This is a genomic window from Nocardia sp. BSTN01, assembly GCF_015354405.1.
Classification (GTDB): domain Bacteria; phylum Actinomycetota; class Actinomycetes; order Mycobacteriales; family Mycobacteriaceae; genus Nocardia.
The window spans coordinates 13480-34932 of the sequence record NZ_JADKYP010000031.1; the positions used below are offsets into that span (position 1 = coordinate 13480).

Genomic DNA, 21453 nt, shown 5'->3' on the forward strand with positions numbered 1-21453 from the left:
GTGATTCTCGATCCCAGTGGCCGCGGTGCGACCGCTCGCCAGCTCACGCTGGCCGGTCTCGCGATGCTGCTCGTGGTGGCCGCGCTGCTGTATCTGCTGGCCTTGCGCTACACCGGTCGTTTCACCGAGAAGGTTCCCGTCCATGCCGTTCTCACCAGTACCGGAGACGGGCTGCCCAAACATGCCGACGTGAAATTCCGCGGCATGGTCGTCGGCACCGTCGATGCGGTCGAGGTGGTGGCGAAAGGGGAGCGGCAGCGCGCCGATATCGCGCTGAAACCGCGTGTCGCCGAGGCGATTCCGGCCAACGTCACCGCCCGTGTCATTCCCAACAACCTGTTCGGCGTGACCGCGATCGAATTGGTCGACAACGGGCCCGACACCGCGAAACTGCATTCCGGCTCGACCATTGCCCAGGACACCGGTGCCGCGACCGTTCAATTGCAGACCACGCTCAACGTCCTGCGCAATGTGCTGAGCAATATTCAGCCGGAGAAGCTGGGCCGGGTGCTGGCGACGCTGTCCGCGGCGCTGGAACCGTCGGCGCGGGTGCCGGGTTCGACCGTGGAACGGCTCGACACCTGGGTCACCCAGGTGCACGATATTCCCGATATCGGCGACCTGCTCGGTGATCTGGGCCGTGCCGCCACCGCACTGAGTCAGTCGGCGCCGGAATTGGTGGGCGTGCTGTCGGACTCGGTGACGACCGCGCGGACCCTCACCGAGCGCCGCTCGAATCTCGTCGCGCTGCTGACGAATGCGGGTGGCGCCGTCGACTCGGTCAACCACCTGTTCGCGCGCAACCCGGATTCGGGCAAATTCCTCGTCGCCGGTCTGGACGATCTGTTCGGCGGCCTGGCCAAGGATCCCGAGGCGATTCCGTTCACCGCCGCCAACCTCAACACGGCGTTGCAACGTCTGAAGACCACGTTCCACTGGGGTCCGAAACAACAGATGGTGTGGGCGATGGACGCCTCGCTCACTCCGTTCCAGCAGTACACCGCGAAGGACTGCCCGCACTACGGCGACGAGTACGGTCCGCGCTGCGGTGGTGCGACCGTGCCGAATGTGGCTCCACCGCAGGTCTATCCGCAACAGCAGCTGCCGCGCTGGCTCGACGCGGCCGGACCCCGTCCGACGCCGGCTCCCGCGGCGCCGACCGCGCCCGCGCAGCAGCCGCTGATCCCCGGCCTGCCCGCCCTGCCCGGCGTTCCGGCGCTGCCCGGTCTGCCGAGCCTGCCGCTGATCCCCGGCATCACCGCACCGGCCGCCTACCGCGCCACGCCCGGTGATCCGGCGGCCACCCGTCCCGCCGCCCTGCGTGGGCCCGCCGCGGTGGCCGCGGTGGTCGGCGGTCCGCCGAATGTGGCGCAGCTCCTGCTGCTGGGGCCGGTCCTCGCCGGGGGCTATCTGACTGTGGGCGAGACGCCGGAAGGTGGTGTGACGCAGTGAAATCGACTAAGGCACTGATCGGTTTCGGCATCTTCGCGGTCGTCGCGATCGCGCTGACCTCGACCATCTACGGCAGCCTGCAACGCACGGTGCCGGGCTCGACCAGCCGGTACTCAGCCGTCTTCTCCGATGTGCTCGGACTGCGGGTCGGCGACGACGTGCGCATGGCCGGGGTGCGGGTCGGCCGGGTGGACAAGATCGACTTCGTCGGCGACTACAAGGCCGGCGTGGAGTTCAGCATCCGGAGCAACCAGCATCTGACCACCACGACCAAGGCGATGGTGCGCTACCAGAACCTGATCGGCCAGCGTTACGTCGCGCTGGCTCCGGGGAAGGAAGCGGGCACATCGTTGCCGGCGGGCGGGCGCATTCCCCTCGAGCACACCGAGCCGTCGTTCGACGTGTCGGCCCTGCTGTCCGGCTTCGAGCCGCTGTTCTCGGTGCTGCAACCCGATCAGGTGAATTCGCTGTCCGAGACGCTGATTCAGGCGCTGCAGGGCAATCAGGTCTCGCTGAGCACCTTGATTACCCAGGCCGCGCAGCTGGCCGGAACCTTCGGCCAGCGCGACAAGATCCTCGGTGACGTGGTCTCGAACCTCAGCAGCGTGATGTCCGGCCTGGCGCATCGCAGCAACGAACTCGAGACACTGATCACCCAGACCCGTTCGCTGATGGACGGGCTCTACGCCCAGGGTGAGGCGTTGAAGTCGTCGGTCGACCAGGTCGCCACCTCGACCGATTCGCTGGTCGGATTGGTGGCCCAGGTCAAGCCCGGCATCGCGGCCGCGCAGAACAAGGCCACCACCGGTGTGGCGCTGCTGCTGCTCAACGGCGCGTCGCTGGACCGCGCGGCGGTGCAACTGCCGAACATGCTGAACCGGGTGGCCCAGTTCTCCAGTTACGGCGCCTACGCCAGCGCCTACTTCTGTGGTCTCGACGTCTCGCTGTGGGGCGTGCTCCTGCCGCCGGGCCTGTTCTCCCAGATCGGTGGCAACGCGCATTCGGAGGTGTGCCGGTGATGGCGAGATTCGCGCGACCGAGGTTGCCGAAGGTGTTCGGATTCCTGCGCAACCGGTATCTGCGGCTCGGCCTGATCGCCTCGGCGACCGTGCTGATCCTGCTGCTCGGCTCCAGCGTGCTCACCCAGGCCCGCTTGGGGGACAAGACGATTCACGCCGAATTCGCGCAAGCCGCCGGGCTGCGTCCCGGTGCGTCCGTCGACGTCTCGGGGATCGAGGTGGGCGCGGTGCGTGCGGTGCGGCTCGACGGCGCCAAGGTGGTCGCGGATCTGAAGGTGCGCGGCGATCTGCGGCTGGGACCGGACGCGCGGGCGGCGATCAAGATGTCGACCATCCTCGGGCGGCTGCACGTCGATCTGGTGCCGGGCAACGGAAAAGGGTTGCCGGACAACCGGATCAAGCTCGATCACACCAGCGTGCCCTACAACCTGAGCAAGGTGATCCAGGACCCGCAGTACAAGGCGTCGTTCGAACGGATCGAGCGGATCGACCCGCAGAAGTTGCGGGAGGCGCTCGACACCATGAACCAGCAGATGGGCGACTCACCGCAGCTGGCGGTGCAGGCGCTCGACAGCATCGGCTCGCTGGCGAAGGTGATCAACGACCGCCGCGACGAGGTCGACACCCTGCTGAAGGGAATGGATCAGGTCTCCCAGCTGGTCGCCGACAACCAGAACAGTGTGCTGATGCTGCTGACCCGCGGCGAGGCCATCGGTCAGGCCGTGCAGAAGCGCCAGCAACTGCTGAAGAACCTGCTCGACAATGTCGCCTCACTGTCGAAGTTGCTGCAGGACATGGGGTTGGAGAACAACAACCAGTTCGGCCCGATGATCCGGGATCTGAACACCATGTCCGAGGGGCTGGAGAAGAACAAGACCAACCTCGACCGGCTCTACGAGATCATGCCGGTCACCTTGCGGCAGTTCAACAACGTATTGGGCAACGGACCGTACGGCGAGGTGTATGTGCCGTGGGGACTGTTCCCCGACAACTGGATCTGTTTCGCACAGGTCGTTCAGGGGTGTAAGTGATGAAACTGCGCGCACTGGCCCAACTCGCCGCGGTGTGCCTGGTCGCCTCCGCCGCCTCGGGCTGTTCACTGCTGCCGGGCTCGCTCGGTACGGCCGCGAACGAGGTGCTCGGCGACAACATGCGCATCAGCGCCGATTTCGACAATGTGGCCGGGCTGTACGCCGGCAACGAGGTCGATGTGCTGGGTGTGCCGGTCGGCACCGTCGAATCGGTGGAGGCCAAGGGCACCTACGTGCAGGTGGTCATGCAGGTCGACAAGAGCGTGAAACTTCCCGCCGACGCCATGGCCGCACTGGTGAATCCGCAGCTGATCACCAACCGTCACGTCGAATTGGCGCCGGCCTACGACGGAACCGGGCCCACCATGGCCGACGGCGCGCATATTCCGTTGCCGCGCACCAGGACACCGGTGGAGCTCGACCGCATCATGCAGACCTTCGACCAGCTCGGCGCGTCGCTGAAGGGTGACAGCGACACCGGGCCGATGGCCAGCCGGGTGCTGTTCCCGCTGCTCAACGGCAACGGCGACAAACTGCGCGAGACTCTGGACGCGCTCTCGGGCGCGTTCGAGACGACGTTCGCCAACAAGGACCAGATCTCCAATACGATCGTCAAGCTCAACGACGTCACTCAGGTCATCGCCCAGAACGACCAGACCGTACGGGATTTCAGCGGCCGGCTCACCGAATTGCTGAAGCTGATGGGCGATCAGGCGCCCGGCTTGCAGGCGGTGCTCACCCAGCTCAACGATTTCGTCGCCAATACCGCCACGGTGGTGGGACAGAACAAGGACCAGCTCGCCGGGGCTCTGACCCGGTTCGTGGCGATCAGCGATCAGATGCGCGCCAATGCCCGCAACCTCACCGAAATCGTGGATGTCGCGCCGCTGATGTTCGAGAACCTGGCCAATGCCACCAGTTACGAACATCAGGCGCTGCGCCTGCACGGCCTGCTCGACAAATCCGTGCTCGACGGTGAAGCGCTGTCCACCTTCTGTGAGCGGGTGATGATGCGCCTCGACGGCTGCCGGACCGGAAAGATCGCCGATATGGGGCCCGATTTCGGACTCACCGCCGCACTTCTGGGGATCAGCGGAAAATGACACGATCACAGCGCAGAAACTCCCGCCGCGGCATCGTTTTCACCGCCGTCGCGACCGCCACCACACTCGGCATCAGCGGGTGCGGCCTGACCTTGGAGAATGTGCCGATGCCCAAGCCGGGCATCGGCGGTCCGGGCTACACCGTGCACGCCGCGTTCACCGATGTGCTGAATCTGCCCGATCACGCCCACGTGCGCATCGGCGGCACCGATATCGGCACCGTCACCGGCATCGAGACCACGAATTTCGTCGCCGATGTGCGGATGCAGATCCGCTCCGACATCGTGCTGCCGCGCGGGACGACGGTGGAATTGCGCCAGGCCACGCCGCTGGGCGATATGTCGGTGGCCATGACCCTGCCGTCCGCGCAGGAAGCGGGTCCGCCGCTGCGCGACGGAGACACCATCGGCGTCGACCACACCGGCACCGCCGCCTCCGTCGAGCAGCTGATGATGTCGGTGGCCATGCTGGTCAACGGCGGCGGTATCAACCAGGCCGCACAGATCACCACGCAGATGAATTCGATGTTCGCCGGGCGTGGACCGCAACTGGCGCATCTGCTGAGCGAGATGACCAGCGTGATCACCGCCCTCAATCAGCGCACCGGCGATATCGACGCCACCCTGCAGGGATTGAATACGCTCTCCGGTGAATTGGCCAGGCGCAAAAAGGAACTCGGCGCGGCGGCCGATACGTTCCCGCAACTGCTCGGACTGGTGAACGAGAACAATCAGCGCATCGTCGATCTCACCACCAAGGTGTCGACCACCATGGCGGCCCTGGGAGATTTCACCGATACCACCAGCCCGCAGTTCCTGAGCCTGTTCGACAGCATTCAGAAATTGATGTCGGGCTTCACGGAAATGGGTGGCAATCTTACCGAGGCGCTCAAGGGCCTCGACGAAATCTATCCGTCGCTGATGGCCAGCTTCCGGGGGCCGGCGTTGGCGGTCATGCCGGTGGTGTCGTATCTGAGCATCGGTGCGCTCAGTGATCCGCACGGCAGCAGATGGCCCGAAATCGGCGACGTTCCGGCCTTCGCCGGCAGTTTGGCGCAGGTATTCGAGAAAGTGTTCGGCCGGGTCATCAGTCCGCCGCAGCCGGTGCCGGGTACGGCGCCTCCCGGCGCGAATCCGCCGGACGCGCCCGGTGTCCCGACCGAACCTTCCCAGCAGGGTGGTGAGCGATGAATACTCCGCTGTGGAATTGGGTGGTGCGCCGGCGCATCGCCCTGGCCAATCTCAGCCTGATCGTGGTGCTGGTGATCGGGTCCGGATATCTGGCCCGATATGTGTTGCGGTTCAATCCGATTCCGCACACGTTCACCGTCACCGTGCAACTGGCGACCTCGGGCGGCATCCTCCCGGGCAACGACGTGACCTTCCGCGGCACCCGCGTCGGCAAGGTCGCCGATGTGCGTGTCGCCGGTGACGGAATCGACGCGATCGCAGAGATCGACGACAGCGCGAAGATTCCGGTCGGCGGTGCGGTGCACGTCGGCCGGCTGTCGGCGGCGGGCGAGCAGTACCTGGACTTCCGGCCCGACGCCGATACCGGTCCGTATCTGTCCGACGGCGCCGTCGTGGAGCGCGCACGCACCAGCGTGCCGATTCCCGTGCAGAATCTGCTGACCGACCTGAGCGGATTCATCGGCGGACTGAATCCGGACCGGCTCACCGTCATCGTCGACGAACTGGACACGGCGCTGGCCGGGGGCCCGGATCGATTGCGCAACATGATCTCCGGCATCAGTCGTGCGATGGCGGGGCTGTCCGATCTGCTGCCGCAGACCCACCAGCTGCTCGAGAACCTGCAGGTGATCGCGGAGACCACCTCGCACGCCCAGCCCGACCTGAGCACCCTCACCGCGGCGGGCAGCGCGTTGTTCCAGCAGGCGACCGCCGCCGACAACGAGATTCGGAAATTCCTCGACCAGGGCCCGGGTGAGCTGGCGACACTCGGCGACGTGGTGGCGAAGAATCAGGATCCGCTGACCGATCTGGTCACCAATTTCGTCGCCATCACCAAGGCGGCGAAATTGCGCCAGCCGGCGATCGAGGCACTGTTTCCCGCACTGCGCCAAGGTATTCAAGCGCTCGGGGTGCCCGCCCACGACGGCGCGTATCACACGCTCGCCGACTTCTGGCCGCGTCCGACCTGCGACTACGACACGATTCCGGTGGCACCGACCAAGATCATGACCGATACCCGGGTGCGGCTGTACAACTACTGCCTCACCGCCGATCCCGCACTGCAGGTGCGTGGTTCGGCCAATGCACCGCGGCCGAATCTCCCCGACAACGGATCCGGACCGCCGCCGGGCGTCACCGGCAACGAGATGTCGCGGCCCATCCCGTCCGGCCCCCTACCCGACAATTAGGAAGCGAACACGATGAGCGACAAGGAAAGTGGAGGCGCCGAGGAGCGCGAACCCACGGTCGACGCCGTCGACGAAGCGGAGACCGCGGCAGCCGAGGCATCCGCGGCATCCGACACGGTCGGATCGGATGCGGCGGGGACATCCGATACCACCGAGTCGGTTCCCGGCGCAGCGGCCGCCACCGAAACGACCACCGCGGCGAAGGTTTCGCCGTTGTCGCGACTGCGTCCGGATTCCGGCGGACGCGGTATGCGGATCGGTCTGCGGGCGGCGGTGGCCGTGGTCCTGGGCGCCGCGATCGGCACGAGTATCTACTTCTACCTGCAGAACAAGGATCACGAGGAGGTGCTGGACGCGCAGGCTCAGGCCCGCCAGGCCGCCTGCGCCTACGGTCCCGTGGTCTCGACCTACGATTCGAAACATCTCGACCAGTACGTCCGCGATGTGCTGGCCGGAGCTTCCGGTGAGTGGAAGAAGCAGTTCGAATCCAACAGCAAGGACTTGAGCGACGTCCTGGCCAAGGGCGAGGTCGTCGCGAAGTCGACCGATGTGCAGTGCGCGATCCGTTCCGGGGACAAGAATTCCGCGGAGGCGATCGTGGTGATCGGCCAGACCATCACCAGCCTGGGCACCCAGGGCAAACCGGAACCGGGACAGCTGTCGACGGTGATGCGACTGCAGAAGCAGGGCGACCGCTGGCTGGTCGACAAGATCAGCACGCCGCTGACTCCGCTGCCGCCGCAGTCGTAGCGGTCCTCGGCGAAAAGGATTGGCAGACAATGTGAGTCGCGCACAGGACGGTCGCGCGAAGGCGACGGCGCCGGCCACGCACAACCCCGAACGCGTGATCCGCCGCCGGCCCAAGAACCGCCGGGCGCAGATCGCCTCCGCCTCGGCGGCGGCCTTCGGATCGCTGGGCTATCACGGCGTGAGCATGGAGGATATCGCCGCCCGGCTCGGGATTTCCTCGGCGGCGCTGTACCGGCACTATCCGAGCAAGTACGCGCTGTTCCGCGAGGAGCTGCTGCGTTTGTCCGCCGCCGCGGTGACGGCGGTGACGCTGCCCGCGGAGGTGCAGGGCCACAGTGCCGAAGCGCGACTCGGACTCGTCATCGACGCCGTCGTGGCCGATACCATCGCCAATCGTCCGACGGCCGCCCTGGCGCGGTGGGAGGCCCGCTACCTCGATCGCGACGATCGCCGGATCTTCGACGAACGGTTCGAGACCGCGATCTCCGCGCTGCGCGCTCTGATCGGCGAACTGCGGCCGGAGTTGGCCCGCCGCGAGGGCCTGGTTCGCGCGGTCGCGATCTTCAGTGTGGTGAGCAGTATCGGCGACCACCACGCGCATCTGCCGGCGAAATCGCTCGCGGTGGTGCTGAGCGAGGCGGCCTGGTCGTTGATCCGAACCGACCTGCCGGTAGCCGCCGACCAGCCGGAACCCGTGCGGGCGAGCGAGATTCCGCAATCGTTCAAACATCAGGTGCTGCTGAACAAGGCGGTCGAGCTGTTCCACGAGCGCGGTTACCCGAATGTGAGCGTCGAGGAGATCGCGGCGGCGGCCGAATTGTCGGCGGCCTCGGCGGTGTACCGGTACTACCGCAGCAAGGATGCCCTGCTGGCGGCGGCCTTCCGGCGGGTGGCCGACCGGATGGCCGCCGCGATCGCACCCGCGGTGGAGGCGTCGCACACCTCCGAGGAGGCATTGGCGACACTGATCGACCTCTATGTCGCGGGCTCGTTCGCCGAGCGTGAGCTGACGTTCGTCTACTACGCCGAATTCGGCAATGTCGGCGCCTACGAGCGGACGGTGCTGCGCAATATCCAGCGGCTGGTGGTGGCCGAATGGGTGGAGTTGCTGGTGGATGCGCGGCCGGAGCTGGCGCGGGCGCAGGCCCGCATCCTCGTCCATGCCGGGTTCGGGCTCGTCGTCGGTCTGGGGCGGCTGTTCGGGAACAACCAGCAGATGTGTCCTCGTGCCCATGTGGTCAGACTGATGGAGATGACGTTGTTCGGACGACTCGCGGCGCGATAGTCGTGAGGTCAACCGAATTCGCGGCAACTTAGTTGGCGGAATCAGTCCTGAAGTCTCGAATATTGTGTTGCGGACCCGTTGATCAAATGAGAATTCTGAGTAACATAGTGGGCGCCGGGCCGACCCTGAGGAGTATACGAGGGGGTGTCGCCGTGGCAGAGGGAGAAATCCGCGAGAGCGCCGGTAACCGCGCATCGGTGGTTGTCGCGTCGGCTCCGCAACGAGCCGGTCTGCCGGGTGGGCCCCCGAGCTCCCGTGTCGCATGGTGCCGCCCGATCCCGGCGGCACCGCCCGCGCCCCGAAGCGCGGGGCCCGGCGCATCTCCGGTCGCGCCGGCGAAACGTTCCGAGAGAGGACTCGCATGACAACGGCAACGCAGCCTTGGGAGCCGAATTACACCGACCCGCACAGTGATTCCTACGTCCCGGAGGAATCCGCGCCCGTCGGGCGGGGCCGGGCGGAGGAGCGGCGAGCTCCACACTCCGACGTCGCGCAGATGCCGCCGCTGACGCTGGAGCAGACGCGCATCCACATCCCGGACTTCCATCGCTCGCCGCGCAAGCGCCCCGCGCAACTGCCCGACTCCCTGGATTTCTGGATGTTCGCGGGTGCCGCCGCCAACGTCGCGATGCAGTTCGCGCATCCCGCGGTGGCGGCCGGCGTCATGGAGAGCACCGTGGAATCCGGTGCGCTCATGGTGCATCCGTGGAAGCGACTGCGCACCACCGCCTCGTATCTGGCGGTGGCGATTCTCGGTACGCCGGAGGAGAAGAAGGAATTCCGCGAGGCGGTGAACGTCGCGCACCGGCAGGTGCGGTCCAAGCCCGGCTCGAAGGTGAAGTACAACGCCTTCGACCGGAATCTGCAACTGTATGTCGCGGCGTGTATCTACATCGGGTTCGAGGATTCCCACCAGCTGATCAACGGCAAGATGTCACCGGAGGAACTCGAGGCGTTCTATCAGGGGGCGGATACCTTCGGCACCACCCTGCAGGTGCATCCCGACATGTGGCCGAAGACGCGCGCCGACTTCGACGAGTACTGGGTCGAGGCCTGCCGGCAGGTGATCGTCGACGACGCGTTCCGCGCGTATATCGGGGACCTGCTGCATCTTCGGATGATCCACTGGTATATGCGACTGATCTTCGGCGGGCTGCTGCGCTTTCTCACCGCCGGATTCCTGCCTCCGCATTTCCGCGAACAGATGGGAGTGGAGTGGAGCGCGGCCGATCAGCGCCGATTCGAGCATCTGTTCCTGTTCGTGGGATTCGTGAACCGGTTCATCCCCAAGTTCATCCGGTTCTCGGGGACGAAGATGATGATGCGGGATGTGCAGCGGCGGATCCGTAAGCAGAAGGTTCTCGTGTGAATTCACCGGTGCGGCACATCGTTTGCCGCCCGTGACAGGTGCGGCGGATCCGGCCGATCCGCCGCACGGTCCGCGTTTCCGGCGGCGGTCGACAACTATGTGGCAGGCGATATCGCTCTCGCCGCGTTCGTTCCGTGCGCGGTGCGGGCCTGGGGTAGATAGCGCATACGAGCGGGGAGTAGCGCCATACGGCTTCTCGTGGTCGCCGCATAGCGGCGCAGCGCGAATCGGTCGCCGCGATGCAGGTCGACTCCGAGCAACGCACGCGCCGGAGCGGCGATGAGCGCGCGGACGGCGGCGGTGGGAAGGCGCCGCGGGATCCACGCGTCGGGGCGCAGCACCTGCGGAGCCAGCGCCGCGGCGTTGTCGCCGTATCGCAATCCGGCGCAGGCATTCTCGAAGTAGGTCACGAACTCCGGCCACGTCCGCGGCATGGCGCGCGCGGAGATGCCGTGCCGCAGATACCACTCGCAGCATTCGTGATAGAGCCGCTCACGGTCGTGATCGGAGAGCGGGCGACCGAAGATGTCGACCGAGGTCATCAGCGTATCGACGTAGGTGGCGTGCTGGAAGAAGAAGATCTCCGGCTGCAGAGCGTGATACCGCGCGCCCCATTCGTCGCGCCCCTTCACGTGTTCGTGCCCGAATTGGATCACCGATCGCATATCCCGCTCGCTGTAGGCCATGTAGACCATCTGCGATACGGTGCGTTTCTTGTGCTCCCACAGCCGATTCGGCGCGTGTTGCACCAGACCGGCGGCGATACCGGGATGCAGGATCTGAAAGGCGAGCGCCCGCGGCAGGCACAGCGCGAACCGCCGATCTCCCAGATAGCGATGCAACAACGAATCCCGCTGACCCGGCCTGGCCACTGCGCCCCGCCCTCTCCGACTCCGCTGCGAAAATCCGGGCTCGCCCCATGCGGACGGGAACTGGGGACCACGACGGAGCGAGCCCGGACAGACGGTCCGGTCGATCACACCCACGGGCACCACGAGTTCGGCCGGTCGTCGTGGAACAGTACATCACCGACCGTGAATGAGCGTCAACATAATCGCGAGAAAAGATCACTTGTGGTCACGGATTGTGCGGAATAGATGCAAGTGAACGGCTAGTTGGTGATCGTCGCGTCGGAGATCGACCTCGGTATCGCATCAGAATCCGCCGGTAACTACCGAGACTCCTTCCCGGTCGGTTGACTCGATCCGGCCCGGCTGGCCGCGCCGGAACCCGTTCACCGAGGCTGAGTGTGTGATAGTGCGCTAATAGTTTGTGCACTAACTATTAGTGCACTAGTCTGGCCTCGACAGGAGGAGCGACATGACGACCGACGTCGAGGATCCGCTGCGGCTGGACCGGCAGGTGTGTTTCGCGGCCGTCGCGAACTGCTCGAGCACGGACTCGATCCCGAACTGGCCGATGTCGCCGAACGGCAGCGTGCGGCGGCGCAACGCGAGCAGTACGAACTGCGGCACGGGCGCGGCTGACCGCCGCGCGGTCGCGGAATGTGTGCCCGCCGAACCGATTCCGCGCCGCGACCCGGATGGCCGGTCCGGCTCGTCGCGCCCGCGGTCGGTTATCGGGGGTGTACTGTAAGTCCTGTCGGTAATCGCACAGTGCGCTGTGCGCGCGAGCGGTGCGGCCGATTCGCTGGCCGGACGGGCCGTCGATGGTGAGAATCTAAAGGACATCCGATATGAGTGAGCAGCCGAATCTGTTCAGCCACAGTCCGGTACCCATCGAGACGCCGGCGCCCGCCGGTGGGGTGGCGCATCGTCCGCTGTTTCGCAGTGCGAGTTCCTCGGCCGGACCCGAGGGCGGGGAGGCGCCCGCCGACGACGTAGCCCGGTGATCCACGCGGCGCCCGTCGCCGATCGGTCCGGGGATCTCGGACACGATCCGGCAACGGGCGCACCCGTGAGAGACCCAGGCGCGACCTGGCGAAACGGGTGATGACACGCGGTGGCGGACGGAATTGATACGAAAGCTGTATCCGTCGCGACCGAACCGTTAGCAAATCCTCATCGAATTGTCGTTTTTCGGGCTCTGATGCCGATCATAGGCTCGGGGAGTGTTTCCGCGCTCCGGTAGTGTCGGTCCCGCAATCATTCGGCTAACGAATCGGCGGGGTAGTCACGCCCAGGCGTTACCTGCTGGGGACGGAGTCCGGCATGAGTGCTGTGACTTTCGGTTCTCCGGATATCCGGGGGCACGTACAACGGTTGTCGGCCGGCATCACCGACACGCAATGGCTGCGAGTGGCCGCGGAAACCTCGGCCGCCTGCATCAGCGCCGGGGTCGCCGGGCTGGCCATGATGATGCCGATCAGCCAGTCCTGGCTCTCGCCGGGGTCGGCACTGCAGGTCGACCTGCTGATCTTCAATATGCCGCTGGCGCTGACCGCCGGCGCGCTGATCGCGGTGATCGCGGTCTCGGTATCGGCGGCGATCGGCAACAGTCGCCTCGCCTGGTGCGCCGTCTTCTGCGCGACCGCGGCGATGTTGGTCAACCACACCTTGCTCGTCCGATTGGAGACCCGGACGCTGTCGACGCTCAACTACGTCGACTCCATGCTCGCCGGCGTGGTCCTGGGCTGTCTGGCCGCGGCGGTGTGGCATCGCCGCGCCCCGGCCGGGGGTTATCTGTTCGGCGCGCTGGCCTCGATTCTGTTCGCCGACCTCACCCAGGCCCCGGATTTCGCCTCTGCCGTCCCGGGGGAGGGCATCCTGCGCGGGGCGCCTCCGGTCTGGCTGATTCTCGTCGCGCTCGGACTGATGCTGTTCACGGCCGTGCTGTTCCGGCAAGAGCGGCAACCCGAACCCGACGACAGCGCGGTGGTACCGCTGAAACCGGTGGTATCCGCGGTCGTGATCGTCTCGGCGACCCTGGCCACGTCCGTGTGGATGGCCCGCGGCGGTGCGCTCGTGTCGATTCTGGTGGGCGGGGCGATACTGCTGCTCGCCACCGCGGTGGCGGCGCTGCTGCTGCCCGAACGGGACGGAATGCTGATCGTGGTCATGGTCGCCTTCGCCTCGGCGGGGTCGGCTCTGCTCACCGTCCCGCGGCCCTCCTGGTCGACCGGGCTGGTGGTCGCGGCCGCGGGTGCCGGACTCTACGCCGGATGGCGAATCCGGCTACCGATGCCGGCCGTCGTGGGCTCGGTCGTGCTGGCGATCGCGGCCGCGGCGAGTGCCGTGCTGGTGGACGTGCCGACCGCGGCGGTGACCGTGCCGAGCTGTATCGCATTGGCCGCGATGGCGGGGTACGCCCTGGGATGTGCGATCGGCCCGCGTGCGACCAGTGCGGTCGTCGGAATCGTCATCCTCTTCGTGCCCTCCGCGGGGGTGGCGCTGCAGGGTCGCGACCTAGGCCGGCTCGAGTATTCCCACACCTGGTTCCGCAGTGCCGAGGCGGCCGTCACCGCGGTGCCGGGGATCGTCGCCGCGGGGATCGGGATCGGCTGCGCCGCCATAGTCCTGCTGATCGGGCGGCTCAGGCCGGAGGGTGCTCTCGGCCGGCGCGGGGCCGACGGTGTGGCGGGTCCCGAGCCGAATCCGGCTCAGGCGCGGCGCAATTCGCTCACCACGGCGAAATCGACGCCGTCGGCATCGGCGAGGTAGACCGGCTGGGTGGTGTGCGCGCCGCGGACCTTCACCTCACCGCGCGGGCCGCCATAACGCACCCGGGCGGCATGGCGCTCGATATCGCGCACGTCGAGGCTGCGCGCCGCCTCCGCCAGCGAGGCGAACAGCAGCAGACCCTCGTAGCAGGATTCGCCGATGTTGTTCAGCGCCGGAGCGAAGGTGCCGTACCGGGCGGTGTAGCGGCTGCCGAATTCCATCGCCTCGGGCGATACCACGCTCTCGAAATAGCCTGAGGCGGTGAACAATCCGCGGGTGCTGTCCGGGCCGCCGGCGTACAGGACGTCCTCGCCGATCATCATGCTCAGCCGCAGCCGGTCCTCGTCGAGGCCCGCGCGGGCGAAGGCGCGATTGAACGCCGCGCAGTCGGCGCCGACCATCAGCAGCAGCACCCCTTGGGCGGACGAGCGGCGAATCAGGTCGAGGGCCGGCCCGAAGGCGCGGCTGCCGAGCGGGACGAATGTCTCGCCGACGATGTCGATATCCCCGAATGCCGCCGCCTCGCGGGTGACCCGGGCGGTTTCGCGTGGCCACACGTAATCGTTGCCGACGATGCACCACCGGCGGATGCCTTGTTCCGCGCGCAGCCAGCGCAACGCCGGAAAAAGTTGATGATCGGGCGTCTCGCCGACCATGTACACGCCGTCGGAATTCTCGCCGCCCTCGTAGAACGTGGTGTAGACGTACGGCACCCGTCCGGCCGTGCGGGGCGTCAGCACCCGGCGGGCGTTGGACAGATGCCAGCCCACCACGCCGTCGACGGCGCCGGTGCCGATCATACGATCGATGCGCTCGGCCAGCAGCGGCAGCGGCGCGCCCGCGTCGACCGTGTGCAATCGCACCGGCCGGTCCAGGATTCCGCCCGCGCGATTGATGTCCTCCGCCGCCAGCGCGGCGCACGCCTCACAGGACGGGCCGAACAGGCCCGCCGGTCCGCTACCGGGCACCACCAGCGCGATATCGACGGTGTCGCGCCCGCCGCGGGAGTTCGACATCACCGGAACCTCCGCGCCCGAAACATCCTTCGCCGAATAGTCGCCCCCCGAGCCGACCATGTTAACGACAGCCCGTGATCGTGGCGAGCCCCGACCTTCCGGGCAGGTGAAGTGGCCTTGTTTGGCATATACCCCCTGCGGGTATATGGTCATGGTAGTCGCTCGCGCCGGTCGAGAGGAGTCGTGCACATGGTGGACAACGGTCACGCAACCGTGGTGCTGGATCTGAGTGGCCTGCACTGGGCGAGCCGCCGGCAGGTCGCCACCCGGGTCCTGCAAGCCCGTCCCGGTGTCCTCGAGGCCGCGGTCAATCCCGCCGCCCAGACCGCGACGGTCGGCTTCGACCCGGCCCGGACCTCGGTTCACGAATTGCGGGAATGGTTGCGGGACTGCGGAATCCACTGCTCCGGACTGTCGGTTCCCTGGCACGTCTGCGACCCCCTGGCCGAGCCGTCCGAACCGGCCGGCGCGCACCGGCACGAACCCGCGGAACCTCCGCACGATCATCACGGCACGCACGACCATCACGACATGTCGATGGCCGCGATGGCCGCCGATATGCGCAACCGATTCCTGGTCGCGCTGGTCTTCTCGGTGCTCGTCATGATGTGGTCGCCGATGGCGACGGATATGTTCGGCATCGACCTGCCGGTGCCGTTCGGGCTGCGCCAGGATGTGTGGGCGTTGATCCTGAGCCTGCCGGTGATCGGCTATTCGTCGACGATCTTCTTCACCGGTGCGTGGCAGGCGCTGCGGGCGCGGACCCTCGACATGATGGTCCTGGTGGCCGTCGCCATCGGCGCGGGCTGGCTGTATTCACTGGCCATCACCCTCACGGGCGGCGGCGAGGTCTTCTACGAGGCGTCGACCATGCTCGCCACCTTCGTGCTGCTCGGGCACTGGTTCGAGATGCGCGCCCGCGGCGGGGCCACCGACGCCATCCGCACCCTGCTGGATCTGGCGCCGCCGCGCGCGGTGGTATTGCGCGACGGCGCGGAGGTGGAGATTCCCACCGCCGAGGTCGCCGTCGGCGATCTGCTGCTGGTGCGGCCCGGTGCCAAGATCCCGGTGGACGGCGTCGTGGAAGACGGCGACAGCGAGGTCGACGAGTCGATGGTGACCGGAGAGAGTCTGCCGGTGCACAAACAACCGGGTGCTCCGGTGATCGGCGCCAGCATCAACGTCGACGGCACCCTGCGCGTGCGTGCGGACAAGGTCGGCTCCGACACCGCGCTGGCGCAGATCGTGAATCTCGTTCAGCAGGCGCAGAATTCGAAGGCACCAGGCCAGAAGCTGGCCGACCGCGCGGCGTTCTGGCTGGTCCTGGTCGCGCTGATCGGCGGTGCGGCCACCCTGGCCGGATGGCTGCTCGCCGGTGCCACCTTCGCCACCGCCATGTTGTTCGCGATCACCGTCGTGGTGATCACCTGCCCCGACGCACTCGGCCTGGCCACGCCGACGGCGATCATGGTCGGCACCGGACTCGGCGCTCGCCGGGGCATCCTGTTCAAGAACGCCCTCGCACTGGAGACCGCGGCCCGCGTCGACGTGGTGGTGCTGGACAAGACCGGCACCCTGACGAAGGGGCAACCGGCCGTCACCGAATTCGTGACCGCGGCGGCCGAGCCCTCACCCCGGCTGCTCGCGGCGGTGGCCGCCGTCGAGCGGGAGTCCGAACACCCACTGGCCCAGGCGATCGTCCGCTACGCCGAGGAACGCGGCGTCGCGCCCGCGCGGGCCGAGAAGTTCGAGAACGTCCCCGGCCACGGCGCCGTCGCCACGGTCGACGGGCAGCGCGTCGTCATCGGCAACCGGCGATTGCTGGATCGCGAGGGGATCGAACTCGGCGAATTGACCGCCGCTCGGGCCCGGATCGCGGACGGCGGGCAGACCGCGGTGCTGGTGGCGGTCGACGACAAGGCGGTCGCGGTCGTCGGCATCGCCGACGCGCCCCGCGAGACCGCCGCCGCCGCGGTGCGCGACATGCACGATCTCGGCGTGGAAGTCGTGATGCTTACCGGCGACAATCGCGCGACCGCCGACCGTATCGCGGCCGAATTGGGTATCGACACCGTCATCGCGGAGGTGCTGCCCGGTGACAAGGCCGACACCATCGCGCGATTACAGTCCGGCGGAAGGAAAGTCGCGATGGTCGGCGACGGCGTGAACGACGCGCCCGCGCTGGCGCGGGCCGACCTCGGCATCGCGATCGGCGCCGGTACGGACGTGGCCATCGACACCGCCGATGTGGTTCTGATGCGATCGGACCCGCTCGACGTGCCCACCGCGTTGCGGATCGGGCGCGGCACCCTGCGCAAGATGCATCAGAATCTGGCGTGGGCGGTGGGTTACAACGCGGTCGCCCTCCCGATCGCGGCGGGTGTGTTCGAGCCGGCCTTCGGATTCACCCTGCGTCCGGAGATCGCCGCCCTGACCATGTCGGGCTCCAGCATCATCGTCGCGCTGAACGCGGTGTCGCTCAAACGACTTCGCTTGCCGTAGCGGCAGGGGTAGAGCCGGCCGGACGGTGCTACCCCTGCGGCCGGGCGATGGGCGAGCGAGGAACGACCGCCGAGATCTGTGCGCACAACCGCCAGGGCCGCTCGGTGTCCACGGTCGACTTGCCGCTGGTCAAGATGGCGCCGGACAGTCCGCGGTCGAGGTCGGCCCAGCCGTACTGGGTGGTCAGACCGCTACGGCCGAAATGGGTTTCGGTGTGATCGCCGAATTTCGACCGGCGCCCGCCCAGCTCGAATCCGGCGCGACCGACCCGGCCCGCGATGCCCGGAATCCGGGGCGCCGGGGCGATCGCGCTGTGCAGCGTGTCGGGGGACAGGATCCGCACACCGTCGAGTTCCCCACCGCGACACAATATTTCGTAGAAGCGTGAAAGTTCCGAGGCGGTGGTCACGAGATTGCCGGAGGGCAGCTCCGCGGTGAGGAACGCGCGCACCGATTCCGCCGACGTCGAGGCGCTCATGCCGCCACCGAGCGCCTTACCGGCCACCACCGACCAGGCCCGGGATGGCCGCGGTCCGGTACGCACGCTCGGCACCACCCGGTCGACGTCGGCGGGGGCCACGCCGAAGGTGGTCCATCGGAATCCGAGCGGATTCAGCACCTGGTCGGCGAGATGGTCGCGCATCCGCTTGCCGGTCGCGCGCTGGACCAGCAGGCGCAGAATCAACCCGCTGGTCAGGGCGTGATAGACGCGGAATCGCCGGGGTGGCCAGCTCGGCCGCAACTCGATCAGCGCCCGCACCGCGAGTTCCTCGTCCACGACGGCGTCGAAGCCGCGGTAACCCGCCGGCATGAACGGCACCCCGGCGGAGTGGGACAGCACATCGGCGATGGTGATGCGGCCCTTGCCGTGCGCCGCGAATTCCGGAATGTAGTCGCACACCCGGTCTTCCGGGGCGAAGGCGCCCTGCTCGATCAGCATCGCCATCACCGTCGCGGCGACGCCTTTGGCGGTGGAGAAACCGCAGAACGGGGTGTCGACGGTGATCGGTGTGCGTTCGACGTCGGGACCGTCGCCGGGGGCGTTACCCCAGCCGTGACCGATGGCCCGGTTCAGCACGACGGCGCCGTGGCGGCGCAGGCAGATCTGGATCGCGGGAGTGGTTCCCATCCGGTACCACGCGCGGACCGACTCCCACACCGCTTCGACCTCGCCCGGCCGCAGACCCACCGCGGTGGGGTCGTCCTCGGGACCCACCGCGGTCACGGTGTCCGGATCGGCGGGGACGGAAACCATCGGGGCCACAGTGCTCACGGCGTCAGCATAGTGATCGGGGGCATCGGTGCAGGTCGGGGCGTCGTCGCGGCTCAGCTGCGCAATTCGCGAGCGAGCGCTCCCACCGCCTTGCCGAGCGCCTCGACGGCGTAGGCGAGCTCCCGGGTGGCGGTGTCGCGGGCGTAGCCGCTGGCTCGGCCCGCGCTGGCGGCCGCGGTATCGGCCCATTCGGCGGCATCGGTGGAACCCACGAGCTCTCCTTCATCGGTCGGTCGATCACCCTCACGGTAGGTGCCACACCGGCCTCGGGGCGAGGGGTGCGACCGCTCTACCAGGGAACTCTCAGCGGGCTCTGACCGATCTCACCCCGCCTGCGCCCTACAGCCCGGGCGTGACCGGTTCGACCATGCGCCATCCGACACTGGTCACCGACGGTGCCAGACTCAACCGGCTGACCGCCGACTCCATCTGCCGGTCGTCGCGTTGATCGCCGACCAGATCCGCGCGCACCTCCACCCGCCCCGCATCCTCGGCACGGTGGCGCGCGCGACCGCGGGCCTGGCAAACCGTTCGGCCGGCGGACACCGGACGCCGGGGCGGAGGCATTTGCCTGATTCGAACCGCCGAACCCGGGTAGTACGCCTGCAAGCAGGGAGGAGTGTGCCCTGTGCGGCCGAAACCGGGAGACGGAGGTGCCATGATGACGGACCCGCGGATGGCGCGTGGAAGCACATCGCAGGAGCAGGCGCAGCGGCGGCGGATGCTGCGAGCGCCGCGCAAGCATGCCGGTGAGGGAATCGAGGACACGTACAACATTCCGGGCATCGTGCTGTGTGCATTGAGTTTCGTCGCGCTGGCGCTCGCGCTCACCGCCGCCGGATACGGCTTCGGCGGATGGGCGATCGTGGCCGGTGTGGTGTGCGCGGTGTGCCTGATCAGCGGCGTGGCGTGGATCGCGCTCGAGAGCAAGCGGACGCAGGCTCGCGACCAGTGGGAGCCGCATCAGCGACAGGGGCACTGATCAGGGTAGGACCGCTGGTCCGCCGCGGGGCGTGATCGCCGCGCCGATCCGGTCCGGAGAGGAGAGAAATGGTCGAGAAGACTCGCGCCGGCGGTTTCACCACCGACGACGCCGGAATTCCGGTGGCCGGCGACGAAGATTCGCTCACGATAGGCCCCGACGGCCCGATCCTGCTCCACGACGCGTACCTGATCGAGAAGATGGCCGCGTTCAATCGCGAACGCGTCCCCGAACGTCAGCCGCACGCCAAGGGCGGCGGCGCGTTCGGTGTCTTCGAGACCACGCAGGATATGAGTGCCTACACCTGCGCGAAGGTCTTCCGGCCCGGAGCGAGGACCGAGATGCTGGCGCGGTTCTCCACGGTGGCCGGTGAGCGTGGCAGCCCGGACACCTGGCGTGATCCGCGCGGATTCGCGTTGAAGTTCTATACCGAGGACGGCAATTTCGACCTGGTCGGCAACAACACCCCGATCTTCTTCGTCCGCGATCCGATGAAGTTCCAGGACTTCATCCGATCGCAGAAACGCCGGGCGGACAACAACTTACGCGACCACGACATGCAGTGGGACTTCTGGACGCTGTCGCCGGAGTCGGCGCACCAGGTCACCTGGCTGATGGGCGATCGCGGGATCCCGCGCACCTGGCGCCACATGAACGGCTATTCCAGCCACACCTACATGTGGGTCAACGCCGAAGGCGAGAAGCACTGGGTCAAGTACCACTTCCTCACCGACCAGGGTGTGGAGTTCTTCACCCAGGACGAGGGCGATCAGATGGCCTCGATGGATACCGACTACCACACCCGGGATCTGTGGGAGGCGATCGAGCGCGGCGACTATCCGAGCTGGACGCTGAAGGTGCAGATCATGCCGTTCGAGGCGGCCAAGACCTATCGGTTCAACCCGTTCGATCTGACCAAGGTGTGGCCGCACGGCGACTATCCGCTCTACGAGGTCGGCCGGATGACGTTGAACCGCAACCCGTCCGACTATCACACCGAGATCGAACAGGCCGCCTTCGAGCCGAGCAGCGCGGTGCCGGGCACGGGGCCGAGCCCGGACAAGATGCTGCTGGGCCGGTGGTTCTCGTATCCGGACGCCCACCGCTACCGGATCGGCGCGAACTACAAGGAATTGCCGGTCAACGCGCCGAAGTCGCCGTCGCATTCCTACACCAAGGACGGCCACATGCGGCACCACAATCCGGGTGACCCGGTCTACGTGCCGAATTCCAAGGGCGGTCCGCACGCCGAACCCGGCCGCGCCGGTCCGACCGCCGGCTGGTACACCGACGGCGAAATGGTGCGTGCGGCGTACACGCTGCGCCGCGACGACGACGATTGGGGTCAGGCGGGCACTCTCGTGCGCCAGGTGCTCGACGACGCGGCGCGAGAACGGTTGGTGGACAACATCGTCGGCCATCTGCTCAACGGGGTGTCCGAGCCGGTCCTGGCACGCGCCTTCGAATACTGGCGCAATGTCGACAAGGAGCTCGGCGACCGGGTGGAATCCGGGGTCCGGGCGAAACAGGACGAGAAGGATCCGAAGGCGGCCGCGCAGGGCAACCCCGCTCGGTCGTCCGCACAGCACAAGGCCTGAGAAGAACCGGACAGGCGAATGCGGTCGAATCCGCCCACCCCGCCGGTAGCGGGTGGGCGGTTGAGCGGGTCTT

Annotated in this window: 20 protein-coding genes; 15 read left to right on the plus strand and 5 right to left on the minus strand. The window is 67.3% G+C overall.

Annotation, left to right across the window (positions count from 1 at the left end; genetic code table 11):
- The 9 genes from IRT45_RS22775 (at position 1) to IRT45_RS22815 (ending at position 10389) form a co-directional block, all read left to right on the plus strand.
- The gene (locus IRT45_RS22775; RefSeq protein WP_194807863.1) at positions 1-1452 is read left to right on the plus strand and encodes an MlaD family protein; all 1452 of its coding nucleotides are present in this window, start codon (positions 1-3) and stop codon (positions 1450-1452) included.
- Positions 1449-2471 carry an MCE family protein gene (locus IRT45_RS22780; protein ID WP_194807864.1) on the plus strand — a complete coding sequence of 341 codons (1023 nt, stop codon included), beginning with the start codon at positions 1449-1451 and terminating at the stop codon, positions 2469-2471. Before IRT45_RS22775 ends, IRT45_RS22780 begins: the two co-directional genes overlap by 4 nt.
- Positions 2471-3502, plus strand: a complete 1032-nt coding sequence (locus tag IRT45_RS22785; protein WP_194807914.1) for an MCE family protein — start codon at positions 2471-2473, stop codon at positions 3500-3502. Before IRT45_RS22780 ends, IRT45_RS22785 begins: the two co-directional genes overlap by 1 nt.
- Complete coding sequence (locus IRT45_RS22790) at positions 3502-4605, plus strand: MCE family protein (RefSeq protein WP_194807865.1); 1104 nt, start codon at positions 3502-3504, stop codon at positions 4603-4605. Before IRT45_RS22785 ends, IRT45_RS22790 begins: the two co-directional genes overlap by 1 nt.
- Positions 4602-5795: an MCE family protein gene (locus tag IRT45_RS22795; protein ID WP_194807866.1), complete on the plus strand. Its 1194-nt coding sequence runs from the start codon at positions 4602-4604 to the stop codon at positions 5793-5795. The genes IRT45_RS22790 and IRT45_RS22795 overlap by 4 nt, the downstream gene beginning before the upstream one ends.
- Positions 5792-6985 (plus strand): MCE family protein, encoded by a 1194-nt coding sequence (locus IRT45_RS22800; protein WP_194807867.1) that lies wholly within the window; start codon positions 5792-5794, stop codon positions 6983-6985. Before IRT45_RS22795 ends, IRT45_RS22800 begins: the two co-directional genes overlap by 4 nt.
- A gap of 12 nt (positions 6986-6997) precedes the next feature.
- Positions 6998-7735 (plus strand): hypothetical protein, encoded by a 738-nt coding sequence (locus IRT45_RS22805; protein ID WP_194807868.1) that lies wholly within the window; start codon positions 6998-7000, stop codon positions 7733-7735.
- Between the two features lie 31 nt (positions 7736-7766).
- Positions 7767-9020, plus strand: coding sequence for a TetR/AcrR family transcriptional regulator (locus tag IRT45_RS22810; RefSeq protein ID WP_194807869.1), 1254 nt, complete (start codon positions 7767-7769; stop codon positions 9018-9020).
- 496 nt (positions 9021-9516) lie between these two features.
- Positions 9517-10389: an oxygenase MpaB family protein gene (locus tag IRT45_RS22815; RefSeq protein WP_194807915.1), complete on the plus strand. Its 873-nt coding sequence runs from the start codon at positions 9517-9519 to the stop codon at positions 10387-10389.
- A 95-nt stretch (positions 10390-10484) separates the two neighbouring features.
- Here the strand turns inward: IRT45_RS22815 and IRT45_RS22820 are convergent, their stop codons facing one another.
- Positions 10485-11261, minus strand: a complete 777-nt coding sequence (locus tag IRT45_RS22820) for an oxygenase MpaB family protein (RefSeq protein ID WP_309241106.1) — start codon at positions 11259-11261, stop codon at positions 10485-10487.
- A 492-nt stretch (positions 11262-11753) separates the two neighbouring features.
- On the opposite strand from IRT45_RS22820, the gene IRT45_RS37515 reads away from it, so the two are divergent.
- From IRT45_RS37515 to IRT45_RS22830, 3 genes are all read left to right on the plus strand, one after another.
- The gene (locus IRT45_RS37515; protein WP_255535591.1) at positions 11754-11876 is read left to right on the plus strand and encodes a hypothetical protein; all 123 of its coding nucleotides are present in this window, start codon (positions 11754-11756) and stop codon (positions 11874-11876) included.
- 209 nt (positions 11877-12085) lie between these two features.
- Complete coding sequence (locus IRT45_RS22825) at positions 12086-12241, plus strand: hypothetical protein (protein ID WP_157104334.1); 156 nt, start codon at positions 12086-12088, stop codon at positions 12239-12241.
- A gap of 319 nt (positions 12242-12560) precedes the next feature.
- Positions 12561-14009, plus strand: coding sequence for a hypothetical protein (locus IRT45_RS22830; protein WP_194807870.1), 1449 nt, complete (start codon positions 12561-12563; stop codon positions 14007-14009).
- Here IRT45_RS22830 and IRT45_RS22835 read toward each other — a convergent pair.
- Positions 13949-15025, minus strand: coding sequence for a substrate-binding domain-containing protein (locus IRT45_RS22835; RefSeq protein WP_194807871.1), 1077 nt, complete (start codon positions 15023-15025; stop codon positions 13949-13951). The genes IRT45_RS22830 and IRT45_RS22835 overlap by 61 nt on opposite strands.
- Before the next feature lie 189 nt (positions 15026-15214).
- On the opposite strand from IRT45_RS22835, the gene IRT45_RS22840 reads away from it, so the two are divergent.
- Entirely contained in the window at positions 15215-17527 is a 2313-nt protein-coding gene (locus tag IRT45_RS22840) for a cation-translocating P-type ATPase (RefSeq protein WP_194807872.1), read from the plus strand.
- Between the two features lie 28 nt (positions 17528-17555).
- Here IRT45_RS22840 and IRT45_RS22845 read toward each other — a convergent pair whose 3' ends face one another.
- The 3 genes from IRT45_RS22845 to IRT45_RS38070 all read right to left on the minus strand — a co-directional run bounded on the left by IRT45_RS22845 (position 17556) and on the right by IRT45_RS38070 (position 19577).
- Positions 17556-18800, minus strand: coding sequence for a serine hydrolase (locus tag IRT45_RS22845; RefSeq protein WP_309241107.1), 1245 nt, complete (start codon positions 18798-18800; stop codon positions 17556-17558).
- 53 nt (positions 18801-18853) lie between these two features.
- Positions 18854-19012: a hypothetical protein gene (locus tag IRT45_RS22850; RefSeq protein WP_194807873.1), complete on the minus strand. Its 159-nt coding sequence runs from the start codon at positions 19010-19012 to the stop codon at positions 18854-18856.
- A 127-nt stretch (positions 19013-19139) separates the two neighbouring features.
- Complete coding sequence (locus IRT45_RS38070; protein ID WP_375540140.1) at positions 19140-19577, minus strand: hypothetical protein; 438 nt, start codon at positions 19575-19577, stop codon at positions 19140-19142.
- On the opposite strand from IRT45_RS38070, the gene IRT45_RS22860 reads away from it, so the two are divergent.
- Together IRT45_RS22860 and IRT45_RS22865 are read left to right on the plus strand one after the other, a co-directional pair.
- Entirely contained in the window at positions 19459-19782 is a 324-nt protein-coding gene (locus IRT45_RS22860) for a hypothetical protein (protein ID WP_228534799.1), read from the plus strand. The two genes, IRT45_RS38070 and IRT45_RS22860, sit on opposite strands and share 119 nt — an antisense overlap.
- A 68-nt stretch (positions 19783-19850) precedes the next feature.
- Positions 19851-21380 (plus strand): catalase, encoded by a 1530-nt coding sequence (locus tag IRT45_RS22865; RefSeq protein WP_194807874.1) that lies wholly within the window; start codon positions 19851-19853, stop codon positions 21378-21380.
- Positions 21381-21453 lie beyond the last annotated feature (73 nt).